18 protein-coding genes are annotated in these 20325 nt (G+C 59.8%); 11 read left to right on the plus strand and 7 right to left on the minus strand.

The genetic code is table 11. The features are described 5' to 3' along the window. From murC to lpxC, 6 genes are all read left to right on the plus strand, one after another. Positions 1 to 1413, plus strand: coding sequence for a UDP-N-acetylmuramate--L-alanine ligase (gene murC, locus CLAM6_RS03770; RefSeq protein ID WP_054555190.1), 1413 nt, complete (start codon positions 1 to 3; stop codon positions 1411 to 1413). A 32-nt stretch (positions 1414 to 1445) separates the two neighbouring features. After that, positions 1446 to 2411: a D-alanine--D-alanine ligase gene (locus CLAM6_RS03775; RefSeq protein ID WP_054555189.1), complete on the plus strand. Its 966-nt coding sequence runs from the start codon at positions 1446 to 1448 to the stop codon at positions 2409 to 2411. Between the two features lie 3 nt (positions 2412 to 2414). Continuing rightward, on the plus strand, positions 2415 to 3143 hold the full coding sequence (locus CLAM6_RS03780; RefSeq protein WP_153635183.1) for a cell division protein FtsQ/DivIB: 729 nt from the start codon (positions 2415 to 2417) through the stop codon (positions 3141 to 3143). Between the two features lie 289 nt (positions 3144 to 3432). Beyond that, positions 3433 to 4713 (plus strand): cell division protein FtsA, encoded by a 1281-nt coding sequence (ftsA, locus tag CLAM6_RS03785; RefSeq protein ID WP_043332496.1) that lies wholly within the window; start codon positions 3433 to 3435, stop codon positions 4711 to 4713. A 40-nt stretch (positions 4714 to 4753) separates the two neighbouring features. Then, positions 4754 to 5920: a cell division protein FtsZ gene (gene ftsZ / locus CLAM6_RS03790; RefSeq protein WP_043332494.1), complete on the plus strand. Its 1167-nt coding sequence runs from the start codon at positions 4754 to 4756 to the stop codon at positions 5918 to 5920. Positions 5921 to 6371: 451 nt separating this feature from the next. Continuing rightward, a complete protein-coding gene (lpxC, locus tag CLAM6_RS03795; protein ID WP_054555085.1) occupies positions 6372 to 7283 on the plus strand; it encodes a UDP-3-O-acyl-N-acetylglucosamine deacetylase in 912 nt (303 codons plus the stop codon). Between the two features lie 216 nt (positions 7284 to 7499). On the opposite strand, the gene CLAM6_RS03800 is transcribed toward lpxC, so the two are convergent. Then, entirely contained in the window at positions 7500 to 7979 is a 480-nt protein-coding gene (locus CLAM6_RS03800) for a DUF721 domain-containing protein (RefSeq protein WP_054555084.1), read from the minus strand. Between the two features lie 62 nt (positions 7980 to 8041). On the opposite strand from CLAM6_RS03800, the gene CLAM6_RS03805 reads away from it, so the two are divergent. The 4 genes from CLAM6_RS03805 to CLAM6_RS03820 all read left to right on the plus strand — a co-directional run bounded on the left by CLAM6_RS03805 (position 8042) and on the right by CLAM6_RS03820 (position 13734). Continuing rightward, complete coding sequence (locus CLAM6_RS03805; RefSeq protein ID WP_153635184.1) at positions 8042 to 8422, plus strand: hypothetical protein; 381 nt, start codon at positions 8042 to 8044, stop codon at positions 8420 to 8422. Positions 8423 to 8597: 175 nt separating this feature from the next. Next, on the plus strand, positions 8598 to 11360 hold the full coding sequence (gene secA / locus CLAM6_RS03810; RefSeq protein ID WP_153635185.1) for a preprotein translocase subunit SecA: 2763 nt from the start codon (positions 8598 to 8600) through the stop codon (positions 11358 to 11360). An 89-nt stretch (positions 11361 to 11449) separates the two neighbouring features. Next, positions 11450 to 12673 (plus strand): bifunctional glutamate N-acetyltransferase/amino-acid acetyltransferase ArgJ, encoded by a 1224-nt coding sequence (gene argJ, locus CLAM6_RS03815; protein WP_153635186.1) that lies wholly within the window; start codon positions 11450 to 11452, stop codon positions 12671 to 12673. A gap of 107 nt (positions 12674 to 12780) precedes the next feature. Next, on the plus strand, positions 12781 to 13734 hold the full coding sequence (locus CLAM6_RS03820; protein WP_043332483.1) for a Nudix family hydrolase: 954 nt from the start codon (positions 12781 to 12783) through the stop codon (positions 13732 to 13734). 131 nt (positions 13735 to 13865) lie between these two features. Here CLAM6_RS03820 and yacG read toward each other — a convergent pair whose 3' ends face one another. The 5 genes from yacG to pilB all read right to left on the minus strand — a co-directional run bounded on the left by yacG (position 13866) and on the right by pilB (position 18842). Continuing rightward, positions 13866 to 14111 carry a DNA gyrase inhibitor YacG gene (gene yacG / locus CLAM6_RS03825; RefSeq protein ID WP_153635187.1) on the minus strand — a complete coding sequence of 82 codons (246 nt, stop codon included), beginning with the start codon at positions 14109 to 14111 and terminating at the stop codon, positions 13866 to 13868. Then, positions 14104 to 14754, minus strand: a complete 651-nt coding sequence (gene coaE / locus CLAM6_RS03830; RefSeq protein ID WP_153635188.1) for a dephospho-CoA kinase — start codon at positions 14752 to 14754, stop codon at positions 14104 to 14106. The genes yacG and coaE overlap by 8 nt, the downstream gene beginning before the upstream one ends. Beyond that, a complete protein-coding gene (locus CLAM6_RS03835) occupies positions 14751 to 15611 on the minus strand; it encodes a prepilin peptidase (protein WP_172978616.1) in 861 nt (286 codons plus the stop codon). The genes coaE and CLAM6_RS03835 overlap by 4 nt, the downstream gene beginning before the upstream one ends. 81 nt (positions 15612 to 15692) lie before the next feature. Further along, positions 15693 to 16931 (minus strand): type II secretion system F family protein, encoded by a 1239-nt coding sequence (locus CLAM6_RS03840; protein WP_153635189.1) that lies wholly within the window; start codon positions 16929 to 16931, stop codon positions 15693 to 15695. A gap of 174 nt (positions 16932 to 17105) precedes the next feature. Next, entirely contained in the window at positions 17106 to 18842 is a 1737-nt protein-coding gene (gene pilB, locus CLAM6_RS03845; protein ID WP_153635190.1) for a type IV-A pilus assembly ATPase PilB, read from the minus strand. Positions 18843 to 19413: 571 nt separating this feature from the next. Here pilB and CLAM6_RS03850 point away from each other — a divergent pair. Then, positions 19414 to 19878: a pilin gene (locus tag CLAM6_RS03850; RefSeq protein WP_153635191.1), complete on the plus strand. Its 465-nt coding sequence runs from the start codon at positions 19414 to 19416 to the stop codon at positions 19876 to 19878. 57 nt (positions 19879 to 19935) lie between these two features. Here the strand turns inward: CLAM6_RS03850 and CLAM6_RS03855 are convergent, their stop codons facing one another. Then, the gene (locus CLAM6_RS03855) at positions 19936 to 20238 is read right to left on the minus strand and encodes a hypothetical protein (RefSeq protein ID WP_043332474.1); all 303 of its coding nucleotides are present in this window, start codon (positions 20236 to 20238) and stop codon (positions 19936 to 19938) included. Positions 20239 to 20325 lie beyond the last annotated feature (87 nt).

A 20325-nucleotide genomic window follows, 5' to 3' on the forward strand; every position in this document is an offset into this window, starting at 1 on the left:
ATGCGCCGCATCCGTCGTATCCACTTCGTCGGCATCGGCGGTGTGGGCATGTGTGGTATCGCCGAAGTACTGGGCAACATGGGCTATGAGGTCAGCGGCAGTGACCTCAAGGAATCCGCCGTCACGGCTCACCTGCGTGAGTGCGGCGTGCGTGTCGCCATCGGTCATGCGGCCATCAATGCCGAAGGCGCGGATGTAGTCGTGGTCTCGACCGCGGTGGACACCACCAACCCGGAAGTGGCCTGGGCGCGGGAGCATCGCATTCCCGTCGTGCGTCGTGCGGAGATGCTCGCCGAGCTGATGCGCTTCCGCCAGGGCATCGCGATTGCCGGCACCCACGGCAAGACCACCACCACCAGCCTGACCGCGACCCTGCTCGCGGAAGGTGGCATGGACCCGACCTTCGTCATCGGCGGCAAGCTGACCAGTGCGGGCACCAATGCCCGTCTGGGCGAGGGCGAGTATCTGGTCGCCGAGGCGGACGAGTCCGATGCCTCCTTCCTGCATCTGCAGCCGTTGATCTCGGTGGTGACCAACGTCGATGCCGATCACATGGCCACCTATGAGGGCGACTTCAATCGCCTCAAGGACACCTTCATCGAATTCCTGCACAACCTGCCGTTCTACGGTCTGGCGGTGCTGTGTATCGATGATGCCAACGTGCGTGAGCTGCTGCCGCGTGTTCAGCGTCAGTTCGTGACCTACGGCTTCAGCGACGATGCCGATTACCGCATCAGCGATTTCCGCCAGGGTGGCGGTCAGCTCAGCTTCACGGCGCTGCGTCCGGAAGGCCATGCACCGCTCGAGATCACCCTGGCGATGCCGGGTGAGCACAATGCGCTCAATGCCCTGGCGGCGATCGCCATCGCCACCGATGTCGGTGTCAGCGATGAGGCCATCGCCCGCGCGCTGGCAAGCTTTGCCGGTGTCGGTCGTCGCTTCCAGGTGCACGGAGAATTCGCGGCACCCGATGGTGAGCAGAGCGTGATGCTGGTGGACGATTATGGCCACCACCCGCGCGAAGTGGAGATGGTGATTCGCGCCGTGCGCGCCGGCTGGCCGCAGCGCCGTCTGGTGATGGCCTACCAGCCGCACCGTTATTCGCGCACCCATGATCTCTATGAAGACTTCGTGCGTGTGCTGTCCGAAGTCGACACCCTGTTGCTGCTGGATGTCTACAGTGCCGGGGAAGCGATGATTCCGGGCGCCGATGGCCGCTCGCTGGCGGGCTCGATCCGTCAGCGCGGTCAGGTGGACCCGCTGTTCGTCGAGCACAAGCGTGCGTTGCCGGACCTGCTCAAGAACGTGCTGCGTCCGGGCGATATCCTGATTACCCAGGGGGCGGGCGATGTCGGTGGCATTGCGCTGGCACTGGCGGGGGCCGACCTCAAGCTTGACGAGGTGACGCTATGACCGTCTCTTCCTCCCCGTCCGGATCGACAGGCGTGAATCCTGAGCTGGCTACGCGCTATGGACGTGTCGTGGTGCTGTTCGGTGGCCTGAGCGCCGAGCGCGAGGTGTCGCTCAAGAGTGGTGCGGCGGTGCTGGCGGCCCTGCAGGGCGCAGGCGTCGATGTGCAGGGCTATGACATGGCGCATGGGCTGGCCGGTCTCGAGGCTTTGCGCCCCGACCGTGTCTTCATCGCCATGCATGGTCGCGGCGGCGAAGATGGCACCTTGCAGGGTGCGCTGGAATTGCTGGGCATCCCCTACACCGGCAGCGGCGTACTGGCCTCTGCACTGGGCATGGACAAGCTGCGCACCAAGAAGCTCTGGGATATCGAAGGCTTGCCGACGCCGCGTTCCTGTCGCCTGGCGGCGGACACGGACTGGCAGTCGGTGCTCGAGACGCTCGGTACGCCGGTGGTGGTCAAGCCGGTGCATGAGGGGTCGACACTCGGCATCCATATCGTCGAGGACGCCCAGGCGCTCCAGGATGCCTGGACGGATGCCAGCCGCTTCGATGCGGTGGTGATGGCCGAGCGTTTCATCAAGGGCCCGGAATACACGGTGTCGGTATTGGACGGCGAAGTCCTGCCGGCCATTCGCATCGAAGCCGATAGTGGCTTCTATGATTACGATGCCAAATACATCGCCAATACCACGCGCTATCTGCTGCCTTGTGGTCTGAGCGCTGCGCGCGAGGCGGAATTGGCCGAGATCTCGCTCAAGGCATTCAACGTGCTGGGCTGCGAGGGTTGGGGCCGTGTCGATGTGATGGAAGATGCGGACGGCGCCTTCTGGCTGCTGGAAGTCAACACCTCGCCGGGCATGACTGATCACAGCCTGGTGCCGCAGTCCGCGGCACATGTCGGGCTCGATTTCGCCACCCTGGTACTGCGTATTCTCGACACGACTCTCGCCGAGCGGGACGCAAACGATGCGTCAGTCGCTCAGCAGAGTGGTCATTGATCGATGGCGGCGCGTAGCACTACCGGCGCAATCTTCGGCCTCGTTCTCGGTCTTGCGCTGCTGGTCGCGGGCGGACAGGCATTGTGGACCTGGCTTGACCGTCCCATTGAGCGAGTCACCATCAAGGGTGACTTCGATCATGTCAGTGCTGCCTACCTTCAGCGCCATATCGCGCCGTTGATTCGTGGCCAGAGCTGGCTCTCCGTCCCATTGGGCGAGGTTCGGCGTCGCGCGTTGGCGATCGATTGGCTGAGTGAGGTCAGCATCTCGCGTCGCTGGCCGGATACACTCGAATTCGAGCTGTTTGAACAGCAGCCGGTGGCCTACTGGAATGATGGCGAATTGCTCAATGTGCGCGGTGATGCCTTCCAGGCGGGCCCGGTCACGCAGCTGGGCAATCTGCCCAACCTGGCGGGGCCCAAGGGTAGTGGATCCGAGGTGCTGGCCGAGCTTGACGCGCTGCAGAGCCAGTTGGGCGGGCTGGGGCTCAATGTCTCCCAGTTGCGATTGGAGCCACGCGGCGCCTGGCGCTTTCAGGTCAATGATTCGGTGTGGGTGATGCTGGGTCGCAATGATCGAGAGGCGCGTCTGGCGCGTTTCATGGCGGCCTGGCAGCGGCGTCTGGGTGATGAGGCGTCGCAGATCCGCTACATTGATCTGCGTTACCCCAACGGAGTGGCAGTGGCGTGGCATGGGGAGACGACGGCACCCGAAGAAGGCATGGACAGTTGAGGCAAATGGCGACACTCACTACATGCTTCATTTACGTGTGAGTATTAGCAAAATGGCGATATCGCCAGTTTCATTTGTCGTCAATCCCGCCTATTCTAGCGGGGATTTGCGCCCCTCGGTATTTTAGGCTGGTATGCCCCAAGTGGCTGCTCCTATACTGGGAAGTCAAATCCCTCTGTACGGGTTAAACGGAACGTAAACCCGTTTTGGGTGGTGCGGCAGACATGTTGTCTGTCAAAGCGCGCAATTATTTTCATGATGAACCAGAATCAAGGAGCTGGCCCGACCTATGGCAGGACATTCCAAATCACAGGATATGGTGGTCGGGCTGGACATCGGAACCTCCAAGGTAGTCGCGATCGTGGGTCAGCCGACCGATGATGGCGGTATCGAAATTGCGGGAATTGGCTCCCACCCTTCACGTGGCATGAAGAAGGGTGTGGTGATCAACATCGAATCGACCGTACAGTCGATTCAGCGCGCAGTGGAGGAGGCTGAGTTGATGGCCGGCTGCGATATCCACTCGGTATATGTGGGCATCGCCGGCAGTCATATCAGTTCGATGAATTCCGATGGTGTCGTGGCGATCAAGGATCGCGAAGTGACGCCGTCTGATATCGAACGCGTGATCGACTCGGCGCGCGCTCGAGCGATTTCTGAAGGTCAGCGCATTCTTCACGTGCTGCCGCAGGAATATGCCATTGACCGTCAGGAAGGTATTCGCGAGCCGTTGGGCATGTCCGGGGTGCGTCTTGAGGCGCGCGTTCACCTGGTCACTGCCGCACTGAATGCCGTGCAGAATATCGAGAAGTGCGTGCGTCGCTGCGGGCTCGAAGTCGACGACATCATTCTCGAGCAGCTCGCCTCGAGTCATGCGGTTCTGACCGAGGATGAGCGTGAATTGGGTGTGTGCATGGTGGATATCGGCGGTGGTACCACGGATATCGCCGTCTTCACCGAAGGTGCCATTCGTCATACGGCTGTGATCCCCATCGCGGGTGATCAGGTCACGAATGACATCGCCATGGCGCTGCGCACACCGACGCAATATGCAGAAGAAATCAAGGTCAAGTATGCCTGTGCTCTGACCCAGCTGGCCTCCAGCGACGAGACGATCAAGGTGCCGAGTGTCGGTGACCGACCGGCACGTGATCTGTCCCGTCAAGCGTTGGCCGAAGTGGTCGAGCCCAGGTATGAGGAACTGTTCACCCTGGTCCGCGATGAATTGCGTCGCAGTGGCTATGAAGATCTCGTGGCTGCGGGCGTGGTTCTGACGGGTGGAACGTCACGCATGGAAGGTGTCGTTGAGCTGGCGGAGGAGATCTTCCACATGCCTGTTCGCATCGCTTGCCCGCAAAATGTGCGTGGACTGGCGGATGTGGTCCGCAATCCGATTTATTCCACGGGCGTGGGTTTGCTACATTATGGGATGAAACAGGAGCGGCACACGCCATCGTCGACGACCGTCGCGGTGCGCAGAGAGGAATCTGCCGCGCGACGCGTTCACGGCCAAGAGCACGACACCTCCACGCTGGAGCGGATCAAGGGCTGGTTCAAGGGAAATTTCTGACAGGGATTACAGAAAGACTGTGATCCAGGAGACAGGGCATATGTTCGAACTGGTAGATAACGCACCCTCCAGCAGCGCGGTCATCAAGGTGATCGGTGTTGGCGGCGGCGGTGGTAACGCCGTCAATCACATGGTCGAGAGCAACATCGAAGGCGTCGAGTTCATCTGCGCCAACACCGATGCTCAGGCGCTCAAGCGCGTGGCCGCCAAGACTGTCCTGCAGCTGGGCAGTGAAATCACCAAGGGGCTTGGCGCTGGCGCCAACCCGGAAGTGGGCCGCCAGGCGGCGATGGAAGACCGTGAGCGTATCGTCGAGCTGCTGCAAGGCGCCGACATGGTCTTCATCACCGCTGGCATGGGGGGTGGTACCGGTACCGGCGGTGCTCCTGTCGTGGCGCAGGTCGCCAAGGAACTGGGCATCCTGACCGTGGCCGTCGTCACGCGTCCGTTCCCGTTCGAAGGGCCGCGTCGTCAGAAGGCGGCAGAGCAGGGCATGAAGGAGCTCTCCGAGCACGTCGACTCCCTGATCACCATCCCCAACGAGAAGCTGCTGTCTGTGCTGGGCAAGAGCGCCAGCCTGCTGAGCGCCTTCAGCGCCGCCAACGACGTGTTGCTGGGTGCCGTGCAGGGGATCGCGGAGCTGATCACCAGCCCGGGTATTATCAACGTCGATTTCGCCGACGTGCGCACTGTCATGTCCGAGATGGGCATGGCGATGATGGGTACCGGTGACGCCATCGGCGAGAACCGTGCTCGTGAAGCCGCCGAGAAGGCCATTCGCAGCCCGCTGCTCGAAGACATCGATCTGCACGGCGCGCGCGGTATCCTGGTCAACATCACGGCAGGCCCGGACCTCTCCATCGGTGAATTCAACGATGTGGGTGCCACCGTGCAGGAGTTCGCTTCTCCGGACGCCACCATCGTGGTCGGGACGTCCATCGACATGGACATGACCGACGAGCTGCGTGTCACTGTCGTGGCGGCGGGTCTCGACGGTCGTGTCGAGAAGCCGGCGGCACGTGAAACGGCACCGGCCAAGCGTACCGTCGAGAAGCCGGCGGATTACCGCAGCCTGCAGACGCCGACGGTCACCCGTCAGGCCAAGGAAGAGCAGGAAGCGGCAGCCAAGAAGTCGGAGCCGCGCAAGTCGCGTGATATGGATGACTATCTCGATATCCCGGCCTTCCTGCGTCGCCAGGCTGACTGATGCGCACTGACTGACACGTCATTGACGCTCATGTGCCAGTCGGCATGAGGCTGAGATGACACGGCTCATCATGAGTCTGACTTCACCCATCCGGGGCTTCCCGGGTGGGTGAAGTCGTTTCCGGGGCAGACAAAAGGGGCTTTCGCCGCCGGCGCGGGGCGCTGCCTGTGCGTCACGGGTGCATCCGCCAGTGCCGTGGGCGCGTAAGGAAGGGAGGACTTCAAGCTGTCTTGCACATTGATTATCGTTTTATGGCAGTGCGAGTGAGAACTGTTTGGTGATTGCGTGTTCATACTCAGCACGAGGCCAGCAGGCGCGCGGGTCAGCCTCAATGGTGCTCGAAAGGCAATGTTGAATTTCCCTAACAGCGGCAGGTGACAATTTGTTGAATTCCTGCATTGCTGTTATCATGAACACTGTTTCCAAATTCAGGCTGACTGGCTATCTCCCTATGATTCGACAAAAAACACTCCAGAATACGATCCGCGCCACAGGCGTTGGTCTGCACTCAGGTGACAAGGTTTACCTGACGCTGCGTCCCGCTCCGGTCAACACCGGCATCGTCTTCATCCGCACCGATCTCGAGCCGCAGGCTCATATCCGTGCCGATGCGATGAGCGTCCGTGACACCACCATGTGCACCGCCGTCTCCAACGGTGAAGCCAAGGTGACGACCGTCGAGCACCTGATGTCCGCCTTCGCAGGCCTGGGCATCGACAACTGCTTCGTCGAGTTGTCCGCGCCGGAAGTGCCGATCATGGACGGCAGCGCCGGTCCGTTCGTCTTCCTGATCCAGTCCGCTGGTATCCAGGAGCAGTCGTCGCTCAAGAAGTTCATCCGCATCAAGCGCGAGATCGAAGTGCGTGATGGTGACAAGGTCGCGACCTTCCTGCCGCACAACGGCTTCAAGGTGTCCTTCGCCATCGACTTCGATCACCCGGTGTTCGAGCAGCAGAAGCAGACCACCACGGTCGACTTCTCTACCACCTCCTTCGTCAAGGAAGTGTCTCGCGCGCGTACCTTCGGTTTCATGCGTGATCTCGAGTTCCTGCGCTCCCAGAACCTCGCGCTGGGCGGAAGCCTCGACAACGCCATCGTCGTCGATGACTATCGCATCCTCAACGATGAAGGCCTGCGTTACGACGATGAGTTCGTCAAGCACAAGGTGTTGGACGCCATCGGTGACCTCTATCAGCTGGGTCACAGCATCATCGGTGAGTTCCGTGGCTACAAGTCCGGTCATGGCCTCAATAACATGCTGTGCCGCGCGCTGCTGGAAAATGCCGATAGCTACGAGATCGTCACCTTCGAGAACTCCGATGCGATGCCGATTTCCTATGCCTCTCCGGCGCTTGCCGTCTGAGTCGAGGCCAATGACATCTGCGAAAGCTGCAAGACGAGGTATTTCAGAAGAAAAGCACTCAGAGAGACAGTACGAGCAGAACACTGTGACCTAGCCCGTCCAGCCTGACAGCACTGCTCCGGCCTTAGCCAGCCGGAGATGGAAACGACAACAGCCGCGCCGCCCTTCTGGGTGGCGCGGCTGTTTGCATGCCAGACAAGAAATGCTTGAGTTGGCTCAGGGCGTTTCGGTGTCGTCGCTCGAATCCGATGCGTGAGCCGCTAGTCGCTCCAGGGCGAGGCGCAGACGCTCGTCCCGGGTATGGGAAGCGCAATCCAGCAGGTGTTCTGCGGCAGCCTCTGGCAGGTGGCGTGGTTGGCGCGCGGGCACGAAGGCCGGACGAATCGGGCGGACCTTGAAGGCCAGGCGGGCGAGGGTGGCGAGTTCTGGCAGCTCGCGCAGCACACTGATCAGGCGACGCTGCTCATAGCGCAGCCAGGTCAGCCAGGAGGCGCGGCTGGTGATCAGCGTCAAGGTGTCATCGTGATAGCCGCCGACGAAGACCTGTTCCTGCATGTCTTTGGGTAGTGCAGCACGCAGGTGCAGCTGGGCCTGCTCGAGCATGCGCGCCTGGCGCATGACGCTGCCAAGTTGCCCCTTGCCGTTCAACAGGCGCGCCGCGGGCTGGGCGCGGAAACGCTTAGCCTTTATACTCATGGGCTTGCATGCCGGTTTAGTGATTTCCGGCAATCTATCATGAGCGGGAGTCCGGCAACAGCATGAGCCCTGTCGATGCCACAGCACGCCCTCGTGCGTTACCGGATTCCGGTAGCGGCGCTTCGCGTCGCTGGTCGGTACGCACGGCGCCGCGCTGGCTGCTGGCAGGCCTGCTGCTCAGCTGTCTGTTCCCCGCTGGACTGAGCGCGGCGCAGGTCGAGCGCGTCAATCTGACGCTGGCCAGCATGCAGTTGCTGGCACCCGCGGTGATTCGTGCCGAGAGTCGCCGTCAGGGGCTACGCTGCCTGCGCAAGCGGGTGCGTCGTGCGCCCCAGGCCAGTCCCAACCTCCCGCGCCAGCGCTCCTTCGTTTCCTGCACCCGCGTTCTGCTGCGTGGTCTCGTCAATGCCATCGCGCCGCGTGCGCCGCCCATTCTGTCCTGACACCCCGTTCATCGTTCGCGCCGCGGATGATGAGGTTCGTTTTCTCTTTCGAGCGTAATGCCTGATGGGCCCCGGGCCACATCGAGCTGCCCTGTCATCGCGTTTGGCGGCAGCGCTTGAGTGTCATGATATGTGAAGGCGTGACCCGGCCCCGGGTCACGTACAAGGACAGAATATGCTGGGTAAATTCCTGACCAAGGTAGTGGGTTCCAAGAATGATCGCGAAGTGAAGCGCCTGCGCAAGCGGGTCAACGCGATCAATGCGCTCGAGAGCGAGCTTGAACCGCTCTCCGATGAGGCGCTGACAGCCAAGACCACGGAATTCCGCGAGCGTCTCGCGCAAGGGGAACACCTCGACAAGCTGCTGCCGGAAGCCTTCGCGACCGTGCGTGAGGCCAGCAAGCGCATCATGGGCATGCGTCACTTCGATACCCAGATGGTCGGTGGCATGGCGCTGCACGAAGGTCGCATCGCCGAGATGAAGACCGGTGAGGGCAAGACGCTGGTGGGGACGCTGGCGGTCTACCTGAACGCACTGACCGGCGAAGGCGTCCACGTGGTGACGGTCAACGACTATCTGGCCACCCGTGATGCCAACTGGATGCGTCCGCTGTATGAATTCCTCGGCCTGAGTGTCGGTGTCATCTACTCCGGCCAGCCCAATGAAGACAAGCGCGCCTCCTATCAGGCCGATATCACCTACGGCACCAACAACGAATACGGTTTCGATTACCTGCGCGACAACATGGCCTTCTCGCTGGAAGACAAGGTCCAGCGCAAGCTGCACTTCGCCATCATCGATGAGGTCGACTCCATCCTGATCGATGAGGCGCGCACGCCGCTGATCATCTCCGGTCCGGTGGAAGAGAATACCGACCTCTACAAGATCATCGATCGCATGGCGCGCGAGCTCGAGCAGTGCAGCGATGAGGAAGATCCGGAAAGCGGCGACTTCACTCTCGATGAGAAGCAGAAGCAGGTCGAGCTGACCGAGTTCGGCCACCAGAAGGTCGAGGCGCTGCTGCGTGCCCAGGAGCTGCTCGGGGAAGAGGATTCCCTGTATGCGGCCCAGAACCTGAGCCTGCTGCACCACGTGCACTCTGCGCTGCGTGCCCAGAACCTGTTCGTGCGTGACGTGGATTACATCGTCAACAACGGCGAAGTGGTCATCGTCGATGAGCACACCGGGCGTACCATGGTCGGTCGTCGCTGGTCTGAAGGTCTGCACCAGGCGGTCGAGGCCAAGGAAGGCGTTGCCATCCAGAAGGAAAGCCAGACGCTGGCATCCACGACCTTCCAGAATTACTTCCGTCTCTACGACAAGCTGTCCGGCATGACCGGTACGGCCGATACCGAGGCCTTCGAATTCCGTCAGATCTACAACCTCGACGTGATGGTCATCCCGACCAACAAGCCCATCGCGCGCAAGGACATGAATGATCTGGTCTATCTGACCGCGGAAGAGAAGTTCAACGCCATCATCGAGGACGCCCGCGAGAAGGTTGCGGAAGGGCGTCCGGTGCTGGTGGGTACCGCCTCGGTCGAGACCTCCGAGCTGCTGTCGCAGATGATGCACAAGGCGGGCGTCAAGCATCACGTCCTGAACGCCAAGCAGCACGTCAGCGAGGCTGCCATCATTGCCCAGGCGGGTCGTCCGGGCGCCGTGACCATCGCGACCAACATGGCCGGTCGTGGTACCGACATCATGCTGGGCGGCAACTGGGAAGCCGAGCTTGCCGAGCTGGAAGCGCCGACCGAAGAGCAGATCAACGAGATCAAGCATGGCTGGCAGGAGCGTCACGAAGCCGTGCTGGCGGCAGGCGGTCTGCACGTGATCGGGTCCGAGCGTCACGAATCACGCCGTATCGACAACCAGCTGCGCGGTCGTGCCGGTCGCCAGGGTGACCCGGGCTCCACGCGCTTCTTCCTGTCGCTGGAAGATAGCCTGATGCGTTTGTTCGGTTCTGACCGCGTGCAGCGTCTGATGGGCGCGCTGGGGCTCGAGAAGGGCGAAGCCATCGAGCACAAGATGGTCTCCAATGCCGTCGAGCGCGCGCAGAAGAAGGTCGAGGGTCGCAACTTCGACGTGCGCAAGCAGCTGCTCGAGTACGATGATGTCGCCAACGACCAGCGCAGCGTGATCTACGAACAGCGCAACGACATCCTCGAAGCCGACGAGATCGCCGAGAACATCGCCGGCATCCGTCGCGAAGTGCTCGATGACGCCATCTCCCTGCGTGTGCCGCCGCAGAGCCTGCCGGAACAGTGGGACCTGCCGAGCCTCGAGAACGACCTCAAGACCGACTTCAACCTCGACCTGCCGCTGGTGCAGTGGGCGGAAGAGGACGAGCACTTCCATGAGGAAACGCTGCGTGAACGTCTGCAGGCCGCCCATGAAGCGCTTTATGCCGACAAGGTTGAGGCCGTTGGCCCTGAGCTGATGCGCCGCTTCGAGAAGCAGGTCATGCTTCAGGTGCTGGACACGCGCTGGAAGGAGCACCTGCAGGCGATGGACAACCTGCGTCGCGGTATCCACCTGCGCGGTTATGCCCAGAAGAACCCGAAGCAGGAATACAAGCGCGAAGCGTTCGAGCAGTTCCAGACGCTGCTGGTCAACATCAAGTCCGACGTGGTGCGCATTCTCAGCCACGTGCAGGTGCGTCGCCAGGAAGAGGTCGACACGCTGGAAGAAGAGCGTCGTGCCAACCTCGAGCGCGAGCAGGCCAGCGCCGAAACGCGCCGTGTCGATGAAGATGCGGTCAGTGAAGACGGCGTTCAGGCGGCAGAAGAGGTCGTCGAGGCACAGTACGGTGCGCAGCCTCAGGCCCAGGGCGATGGCGAGCCGATGCGCCGCGATGTTCCCAAGGTCGGCCGCAACGACCCGTGCCCGTGCGGTTCCGGCAAGAAATACAAGCAGTGCCACGGCAAGCTGAGCTGACACTGCGCCAAACAGCCTCCCTGTGAGTCACGTCGATTCGGCTCGCAGGGGGCAGTTGTCACAGAACACCATGATTGGAGACGTGAGCGATGGCGGTAGGGCCTTCCACTTTTCCCGCTGACATGCCGGCGATTGCCGGCTTTCAGATCGGGGTTGCTGAAGCCGGTATCAAGAAGCCGGGTCGTCGTGATCTGGTGATCATGGCCCTCGAGGCAGGGTCGCGTCTTGCAGGCACTTTTACCCGCAACGCCTTCTGTGCGGCGCCGGTCCATGTCGCACGTGAGCACCTCACGGCAGGCGTCGACGGGCCGCGTTATCTGGTGATCAACACCGGCAATGCCAATGCGGGGACTGGCGAGCAGGGCATGACCGATGCTCGCGCGACCTGCCAGGCCTTGGCGGAGATCGCCGGCTGTGATGCAAAGGCAGTGCTGCCGTTCTCGACCGGCGTGATCGGTGAACCGTTGCCGATGGATCGCCTGACGGCGGCGTTGCCGACAGCCTTTGCCAATCTGGGCGAGGGCGACTGGTCTGCCGCGGCGCATGGCATCATGACCACCGATACGCGGCCCAAGGGCAGCTGGCGGACGCTTGCGCTGAGCAATGGCGAGAGCGTGACGTTGGCGGGTGTCTCCAAGGGCTCCGGCATGATCTGCCCGAACATGGCGACCATGCTGGGCTTCGTGGCCACCGATGCTGATCTCGCCATCGATCAGGCGGCTCTCGACGCCATGCTGCGCCGGGTGGTGGTCAAGAGTTTCAACAGCATCACCGTCGATTCCGATACTTCCACCAATGACGCCTGCATGCTGGCTGTCACAGGGCAGGCCGGGCGTGTCGAGGGTGAAGACTTGATCGCGTTTGAGGCCGCCCTGGCGGAGGTCATGCTCGAGCTGGCTCAGGCCATCATTCGTGATGGCGAGGGGGCGACCAAGTTCGTCACCATCGAGGTCAGCGAGGCGCGTTCACAGGAAGAGGCGCGTGCCGTCGGCTTTACCGTCGCGCACTCGCCGCTGGTCAAGACAGCGCTCTATGCCAGCGACGCCAACTGGGGTCGCATTCTGGCGGCCGTCGGACGTGCGCCGCTGGAAGAGCTGGACGTCACGGGTGTCGCGATCACACTCAATGGCGTCACCATCGTCGAACAGGGCGGCCGTGCCGATAGCTACACCGAAGCCGCCGGCAGTGCTGCCATGGCCGAGGAGGAGCTGGTGATCGGCATCCGCCTGGGACGTGGACAGCAGGAAGCTCGCATCTGGACATCGGATCTGTCCCACGATTACGTCTCGATCAACGCTGATTATCGTAGCTGACGCCCCAGAGCGAAGGCTTACGCTGAAACGGTAATGCAATATCTCCCGCAGGCTTCGCCTCTCGAGGCGGAGTCGGATGTACAACGCGAGTCAAAGGTACAGGCATCATGCCGAAGCGAAGGGTTCACGTGGCGGCTGCCGCCATCTTAAACGAACAGGGCCAGGTCCTGATTGCACGTCGTCCCTCGACGGTGGATCAGGGCGGCTTGTGGGAGTTTCCGGGTGGCAAGCTGGCGCCTTACGAAACCGGTCTGGAAGCGCTCAAGCGTGAGCTGTGCGAAGAGCTGGGCATCGAGATCATTCGTGCTCAGCCGCTGATCCGTATTCATCACGAATACCCGGACAAGCACATCCTGCTGGATGTGTGGGAAACGCGTCAGTTCACTGGCGAGCCCTTTGGTCGTGAAGGGCAGGCAGTGCGCTGGGTCGAGATCGAGGATCTCTACAAGTACGCCTTCCCGGCGGCGAATCTGCCGATTCTGCGGGCGGTCTCGCTGCCGCGCGAGTATCTGATCACGCCGGAAGAGGCTGATGAGGACGTCTTCGAGACGCGTCTGACGCGTGCATTGGATGAGGACGGCGTGCGTCTGGTCCAGCTGCGCGCCAAGGAGCTGGATGAGGCGGCCTATATCGCGCGTGCCGAGAAGGCGCTGGCGATCTGTCATGCGCGTGGCGCCCGTTTGCTGCTCAACGCCGAACCGTCCATGCTCGGCAAGGTCGATGCGGATGGTATCCACCTGACCAGCGTGCGTCTGGCGGAGCTGGCGGAAAAGGGCGAGCGTCCGATTGCCGCCAACAAGTGGCTGTCTGCCTCCACCCATGATCAGCAGCAGCTGGACCAGGCCGGCCGTGTGGCGTGTGACTTCGTGTCATTGTCGCCGCTGCGTGTGACGCCGTCGCACCCTGAGCGTCCGCCGCTGGGCTGGCATGACTTCCAGGGGTTGGTCGAGCAGGCGTGCATGCCGGTCTATGCGCTGGGCGGCATGTCACGCTATGACAGCGATCACGCACGCGCCGTCGGCGCCCAGGGTATCGCATCGATCCGTGATTTCTGGAAGTGATGATCGCGCGTTGATGGCACTTGCCTGAACGACAAAAGACCCTCGAGGCTAGCCTCGAGGGTCTTTTTTATGCCCAGCGTCTTGAGTGCCGAGCTTTTTATCGGCCTGAATCAGCAGGTCTCTCTCGAGCGCTACTGCTGATGCATGTCGCGCTCCATGCGCGCCACCATCTCGTCGATGCTGGTCTCATCCATGGCGGGCTCACCGGCGATGCTGTGGGATTCGTCAGCCCAGGCGCCAAGATCCAGCAGTTGGCAGCGCTTGCTGCAGAAGGGGCGAAACTCGCTGGCGGCACTCCATACCACGTCGGTACGGCATTGCGGGCAAGCGACGGTCAATGGTGTCTTGCCATTGTGGGGAGCGGTGGCATCAGACATGAGGGGTGTCCTGAAACGGTGTGTGGGGGGCGCTCAGTGATCGATAGTAGGCATCCATGGCCACTACCTGTTCACGAAGATGTGCCTGGCTTCCGTCATTGTCGATGACATCGTCGGCCTTGGCCAGTCGTGTCTCGCGCGGCAGTTGGGCCGCAAGAATGGCGCGTACCTGCGCTTCGCTGACACCATCGCGGCTCAGCGTGCGCGCCAGCTGGATATCCTGGCTGACATCCACCACCAGGGTGCGTGAGACGAGACTGTCCTGGCCGGACTCGAACAGCAGCGGAGAGACCAGCAGGCGATAGGGGCTGGTCATGGCCGCCAGGTGCTGCACGATCCGCTCCCGGATACGCGGATGGGTGCAGCGCTCCAGCCATTGGCGCTCCTCGGGGGCAGCAAAGATCCGCTCGCGCAGTGCGGCGCGATCAAGCTCGCCCTGCGCCGTGACGATCGACTCGCCGAAGTGGGCGATGATCTCGGCCAGTGCGGTCTCGCCGGGGCGCACGATTTCGCGCGAGACATCATCGGCATCCACCCACTGGATGCCCAGATCGCCGAACAGCCGCGCGACGCTCGATTTGCCGCTGCCGATGCCGCCGGTGACACCGATGATGGGGCCTTGGGTTGGAGAGGACGTCGTCATGCGCCGATCACGCTCAGGTAGAGGCTCATCAAGGGCGTACCAAACAGCAGAGCGATCCAGCCGGCAACCGCCAGGTAAGGTCCGAAGGGCATCGGGGCGCCGCGCAGACGCGGTACCAGCAGTTGCAGCAGGATGCCCAGAACGGCCCCGAGACCAGCCGACAGAATCAGCAACAGCGGCAACCACTGCCAGCCGAGCCAGGCACCGAGAGCGGCGAGCAGCTTGAAGTCACCGTAGCCCATGCCTTCCTTGCCGGTGACCAGCTTGAATAGCCAGTAGAAGCTCCACAGAACCAGATAGCCCGCCATCGCGCCGATCACGGCACTGGGCAGCATCAGAGGCTGGAACAGCAACTGATAGGCGAGGCCTGCCCACAGCAGTGGCAGGGTGATGGCATCTGGCAGCAGCTGGGTGCGGAAGTCGATGACCGACAGCACCAGCAGGGTCAGACAGGCACCGAAGATCCACAGGCTCTGTACCTCCAGGCCGTAGATCAACGCGATGGACGCGCCGAGCGCGCCACCGGCCAGTTCCACCAGCGGGTACTGCGCGCTGATACGCGTATTGCAGCTGGCGCAGCGGCCACGGCGTTTCAGCCAACCGAGGATGGGGAGGTTATCGTGCCACTTGATCGGCATGTCACAGCCCGGGCAGCGTGATGCGGGCACCAGCAGATTGAAGCGCGGTGTGTCTTCGGCTTCCAGCTCCAATGCCTCGCGGGCCTCGGCGCGCCATTGGCGCATCATCATCACGGGCAGGCGAGTGATGACGACATTCAGAAAGCTGCCAACCAGCAAACCGAATATACCGGCTAGGCAGGCTTGCAGTGTGGGGGAAAGTTGGGCGAGTGATTCCACGAGTCGTCCTTGTCAGTAAATGACACGGCCGCGTCCCTGAGGTGGCGCGGCCACATCTTGAAGAGTTGGTGTTATTGAAATCTACATGACGTTGCCCATTTCGAAAATTGGCAAGTACATTGAGACAACCAGACCTCCGACAAGTGTGCCTAATACTACAATAATAAAGGGTTCCAGTAGCGAGGTTAGTGCATCTACCTTGTTATCGACATCCTCTTCATAGAAGTCAGCGACCTTGTTGAGCATGGCATCCAAGGAGCCCGATTCTTCACCAATCGCCACCATCTGTACTGCCAATGTCGGAAACAACTGAGTGTTACGCATGGCAAAATTTAGCTGCTGGCCTGTAGAAACATCTTCTTTTATCTGGGCGATCGCGCGTTCATAGACTTTACTACCTGTAGCGCCAGCTGCGGTGTCCAATGACTCTATCAGCGGCACGCCTGCTTGGAAGGTGGTGGCTAGCGTTCTGGAGTATCTTGCGACAGAAGATTTGTCTAGTATATCTCCTAAAACAGGAACTTTTAGCATAAAACGATGCATTGCATAAGCAAATTTATCTGATCTTTTCATGCCTTGAGAAATAGAGATTATTGAAACGATTATAGCGGCTATGGCTACATACCAATATGCTTGGGCATATTCTGAAAGCTTCAACGTGAGTTGAGTGAACGCTGGTAATTCAGCTCCAAAACCTTTGAAAAGCGTTTCGAATTGCGGTACGACTTTTATTAATAGAATGGCAGTCACACCAAAGCCGACACATATTACGGCAGCAGGATAATATAGAGCTTTCTTTACACGAGCCTTGAGCGAGTCTATCTTTTCTTTGTATGTAGCCACTCGGTCCAGCATCTTGTCTAAAGCACCGGCCTGCTCCCCAGCAGCAACAAGATTGGTGAATAGATTATCAAAATGCTGAGGGTGCTTGCGTAGGGCTTCCGAAAAGCTGGCCCCTGCTCCTACTTGATTCATCAAATCCTCGACCAGGTGGCGCATGCCTGGGCTTTTCATACTCTCGGCAACGATGCCAAACGCCTGTAATACGGGTACGCCAGCGCGAATCATCGTTGCCATCTGGCGAGCGAACATGGTGACGTCCTTTCCACTGACTCTTTTGCTACCGCCAAACAGGGAGGACTTCTTGCGCAGGCGCTTGACCACAATCCCTTGGCTGATTAGCGTGCTCTTGACCTGATCGATATTTTGGGACATCAGCTCGCCCTTGACGTTTTCACCGCGCGAGTTTTTGCCCGACCATTGCCAAGTTTCAATGCCCGCTTTTTTCTTGTCTTGCTTGGCAGTTCTGGGAGTTGCCATGTCAGTTATCGTTCCCTGATAAATGGGGAGCAGGCATTGAAGGTCGAGCCATGATCAATGCCTGGGTCATCTTGTCTTCAATGTGCCTGATGACTGAGCAAAAGTCAGCTATCTGGCGTATTGATCGCTGTCCCAGCATGGACAACCATTACATGCTCGGTCAGTTGCAGTGGCTCAGTCCTTGGTGATGCGATTGACTTCTTCCAGCGAGGTCATGCCCGACATCACCTTGCGCAAGCCGCTTCGCCTCAGGTCTGAAAGCCCCTCCTTGCGCGCCTGGTCTGCCAGCTCGATGGCGGTGCCCTCACGCATGATCAAGCGGCTCATCTCATCCGAGATCGGCATGACTTCATAGATGCCGACTCGCCCCTTGTAACCTAGCGTGCACTGACTGCAACCGACGGGGCGGAATATGGTTGCAGCCTCGAGTTCTGCTGCACTGAAGCCATTGTCTTCACTGAAGCCCATCGAGGCCATCGCTTCAGGCGGAATTTCCGCAGGTTGGCGGCAGTGAGCGCACAGTCGGCGAGCAAGGCGCTGGGCGATGATCAACGAGACAGAACTCGCGATGTTGAAAGGGGCAATCCCCATGTTGCTCAGACGTGTCAGCGTCTCGGGCGCCGAGTTTGTGTGCAAGGTGGAAAGTACCAGATGACCGGTCTGGGCTGCCTTGACGGCAATCTCGGCGGTTTCCTTGTCACGAATCTCCCCTACCATAACCACATCGGGATCCTGGCGCAGGAAGGCGCGCAAGGCCGAGGCGAAGTCCAGGCCGATCTTGGGCAGTACATTGACCTGGTTGACGCCTTCTACCTTGAGCTCGACCGGGTCTTCCGCCGTCGAGATATTGCGCTCCGGTGTATTGAGGATATTCAAGCCGGTATAGAGCGTCACGGTCTTGCCGCTACCGGTCGGGCCGGTGACCAGGATCATGCCCTGTGGCTGATCCAGCGTCTTCTCGAACATGGCGCGCTGTTCAGGTTCGAAGCCCAGCGCTTCGATGCCCATCTTGGCCGAACTGGGATCAAGAATACGCAGCACCAGCTTCTCGCCATACACGGTGGGAAGTGTATTGACGCGGAAATCGATGGAGCGGGACTTGGACAGACGAAGCTTGATTGCACCATCCTGCGGCAAACGTCTCTCGGAAATATCCATGCGCGACATGACTTTCAGGCGCGCCGAGATACGGTTACGCATATTGAAGGGCGGGCGGGTATTCTCGATCAACATGCCATCAATGCGGAAACGAATGCGATAGGTGGATTCATAGGGCTCGAAGTGGATATCCGAGGCGCCACGCTTGATGGCATCCATCAGTACCTTGTGCACGAAGCGTACCACTGGCGCATCATCACTGCTGGCCGTGATGGCCAGATCGTTATTGTTATCCTCCTCCCCCTCGAACTCCAAGCCATCGAGGGCTTCACCTTCGCCGCCAAGCATATCAATGGCACTTTCTTCGCCGGCTTCCAGATACTGTTCCAATGCCGGCGTCAGCTGGTCGGCAGCGACCAGAACACTCTCGATCGACAAGCCCGTGGCAAATTGCAGTTCATCAAGATGCGTGAGCGTCGATGGGGAGGGCACACCGACGGTCAGGCGATGCTCACGGCGATAAAGTGGCAATACCCCCAGCTTACGCAGCACCTTCTCGGGCAGCTCATCAATGGCGGGCAGCGAGTCGATACGAAGGGCATCGAGATCCACATACGGCAGGCCGTATTCCCAGGCGGCCGCCAATGTCGCCTCACGCGCCGGTACCAGACCATGCGTGATAATGTGCAACAACAGGCTTTCCCCGACCTCATTGGCTTCTTGTTCAGCCAGCTGTGCTGCCTGTGGTTCGAGCAGGCCAGAGTCGACCAGTCGGGCGGCAAATCCTTTTAGCGTGTGTTCTGACTGGGGCATGACACTCTTCCTGTTGCAGTTGCCAATGGGTCTACTCTCGCTGCTTCAAACGTGAAGAAGGCACTGATGCGCTGTGCGTGAACTCTGGTGCGGCAAGCCATCGTATTACAAACATCGTCTTGCAGAAGAGTGTAGCTGGATTGCCCAGCGCTAGGAATGGCGCATTCGTGACATGAGGAGGTGATAGAGTTAGTGGAAGGAGGTAGCCAAACACTGAAGAGGCGAGAGTAACGTTGAAGTGCGTCTGAATCTCGATCACAAAGTTTTTGTGTTCGTTGCTTGCAATGTCACTGAGTGTAATCTATTGTAACAACCAAGCAGCCGTCAGCGCCGCCAAGCAAGCGTCTTGCGACATGGCAATGGCACCTGATCTGTGGCTGTGGTATCACTCGTCCCGTCCGGTCGACACCCCGTGATATCAAGATGTTATGCTGTTGAAGATGTTGTTGGGAATATTGGAATAAACGCTCATACTGACATCTTTGTGTAACATCCTGCTGGTCAGGGAAGGTAACCGGGGTTTCAGGACGTACGACCTGATCTCACTACGCAAATGCAAGGGAGTCACACCATGATACGCAAGCAAGCTGGTTTTACATTGATTGAGCTGATGATCGTTGTGGCGATCATCGGTATTCTGGCGGCTATCGCGATTCCGCGGTACCAAGATTATGTTGCACGTTCTCAAGCCACGAGCGCTTTGGCTAGTTTGCGAGGCGTACAAACTGCAGCTGAAGAAGCAATTCTACGCGGTCAAGAGCCAGTGTTGAGTAGCGACGCAGATTTGGAGGCGGGGCAAGTTGATGTTGGTATTGCGAGCGATGAACTAGATCTAGGTGCAATCACTCTTGCGGCACCGGATGACGGAGCAGCAGGAGAGTTTGATCTAGAAATTGCTTTTACAGGGGAGGTGAATCCTCGCCTTTCAGGTACCGATGCAAATACTCTTGGTATCTATCGTGATGCTAATGGTCGTTGGACATGTGAAGGTACTATCCCGGCTGAATTTCTTCCGCAGAACTGTGATGCACCCTAATTTTGGTTTAAAAAAACCGCCCTACGGGGCGGTTTTTTTATTGTATCTATAAAATACTCAATAAAGTGCTTCTTCCTCTTCCACCACATCCTTCAGCAGCTCCAGGAACAGCTTGTCTGCATCGGAGTGTTCTGCGGGATCTTCCGGGATATGGATGCTGGTAGTGTCAGAAATCTCGTTGGCGATGATAGCCAGCACCGCTTGCTCATTCTTTCCTTGTTCTGCCCCTTCCTTGAGGCGCGCTCGCGCCACGACCAGTGACTGCTCGAGAATCTTCGGGTCTTGCAACAGCTTGCGGATGAAACCTTTCAGCTCACTGATGATGCGTGTCTTGTGCATTTCGCCGGATGCGTTGCTCATGGTGTGCTCCTTGTCTGGTGGACGTCTGTCTTTGAGTTCGAGGGTGAATTCTGGTCTAGATGGCTTTGATTTGAGCTCTCTTGAGCG

Origin of the sequence: Cobetia sp. AM6 (assembly GCF_009617955.1) — a bacterium.
GTDB lineage: Bacteria > Pseudomonadota > Gammaproteobacteria > Pseudomonadales > Halomonadaceae > Cobetia > Cobetia amphilecti.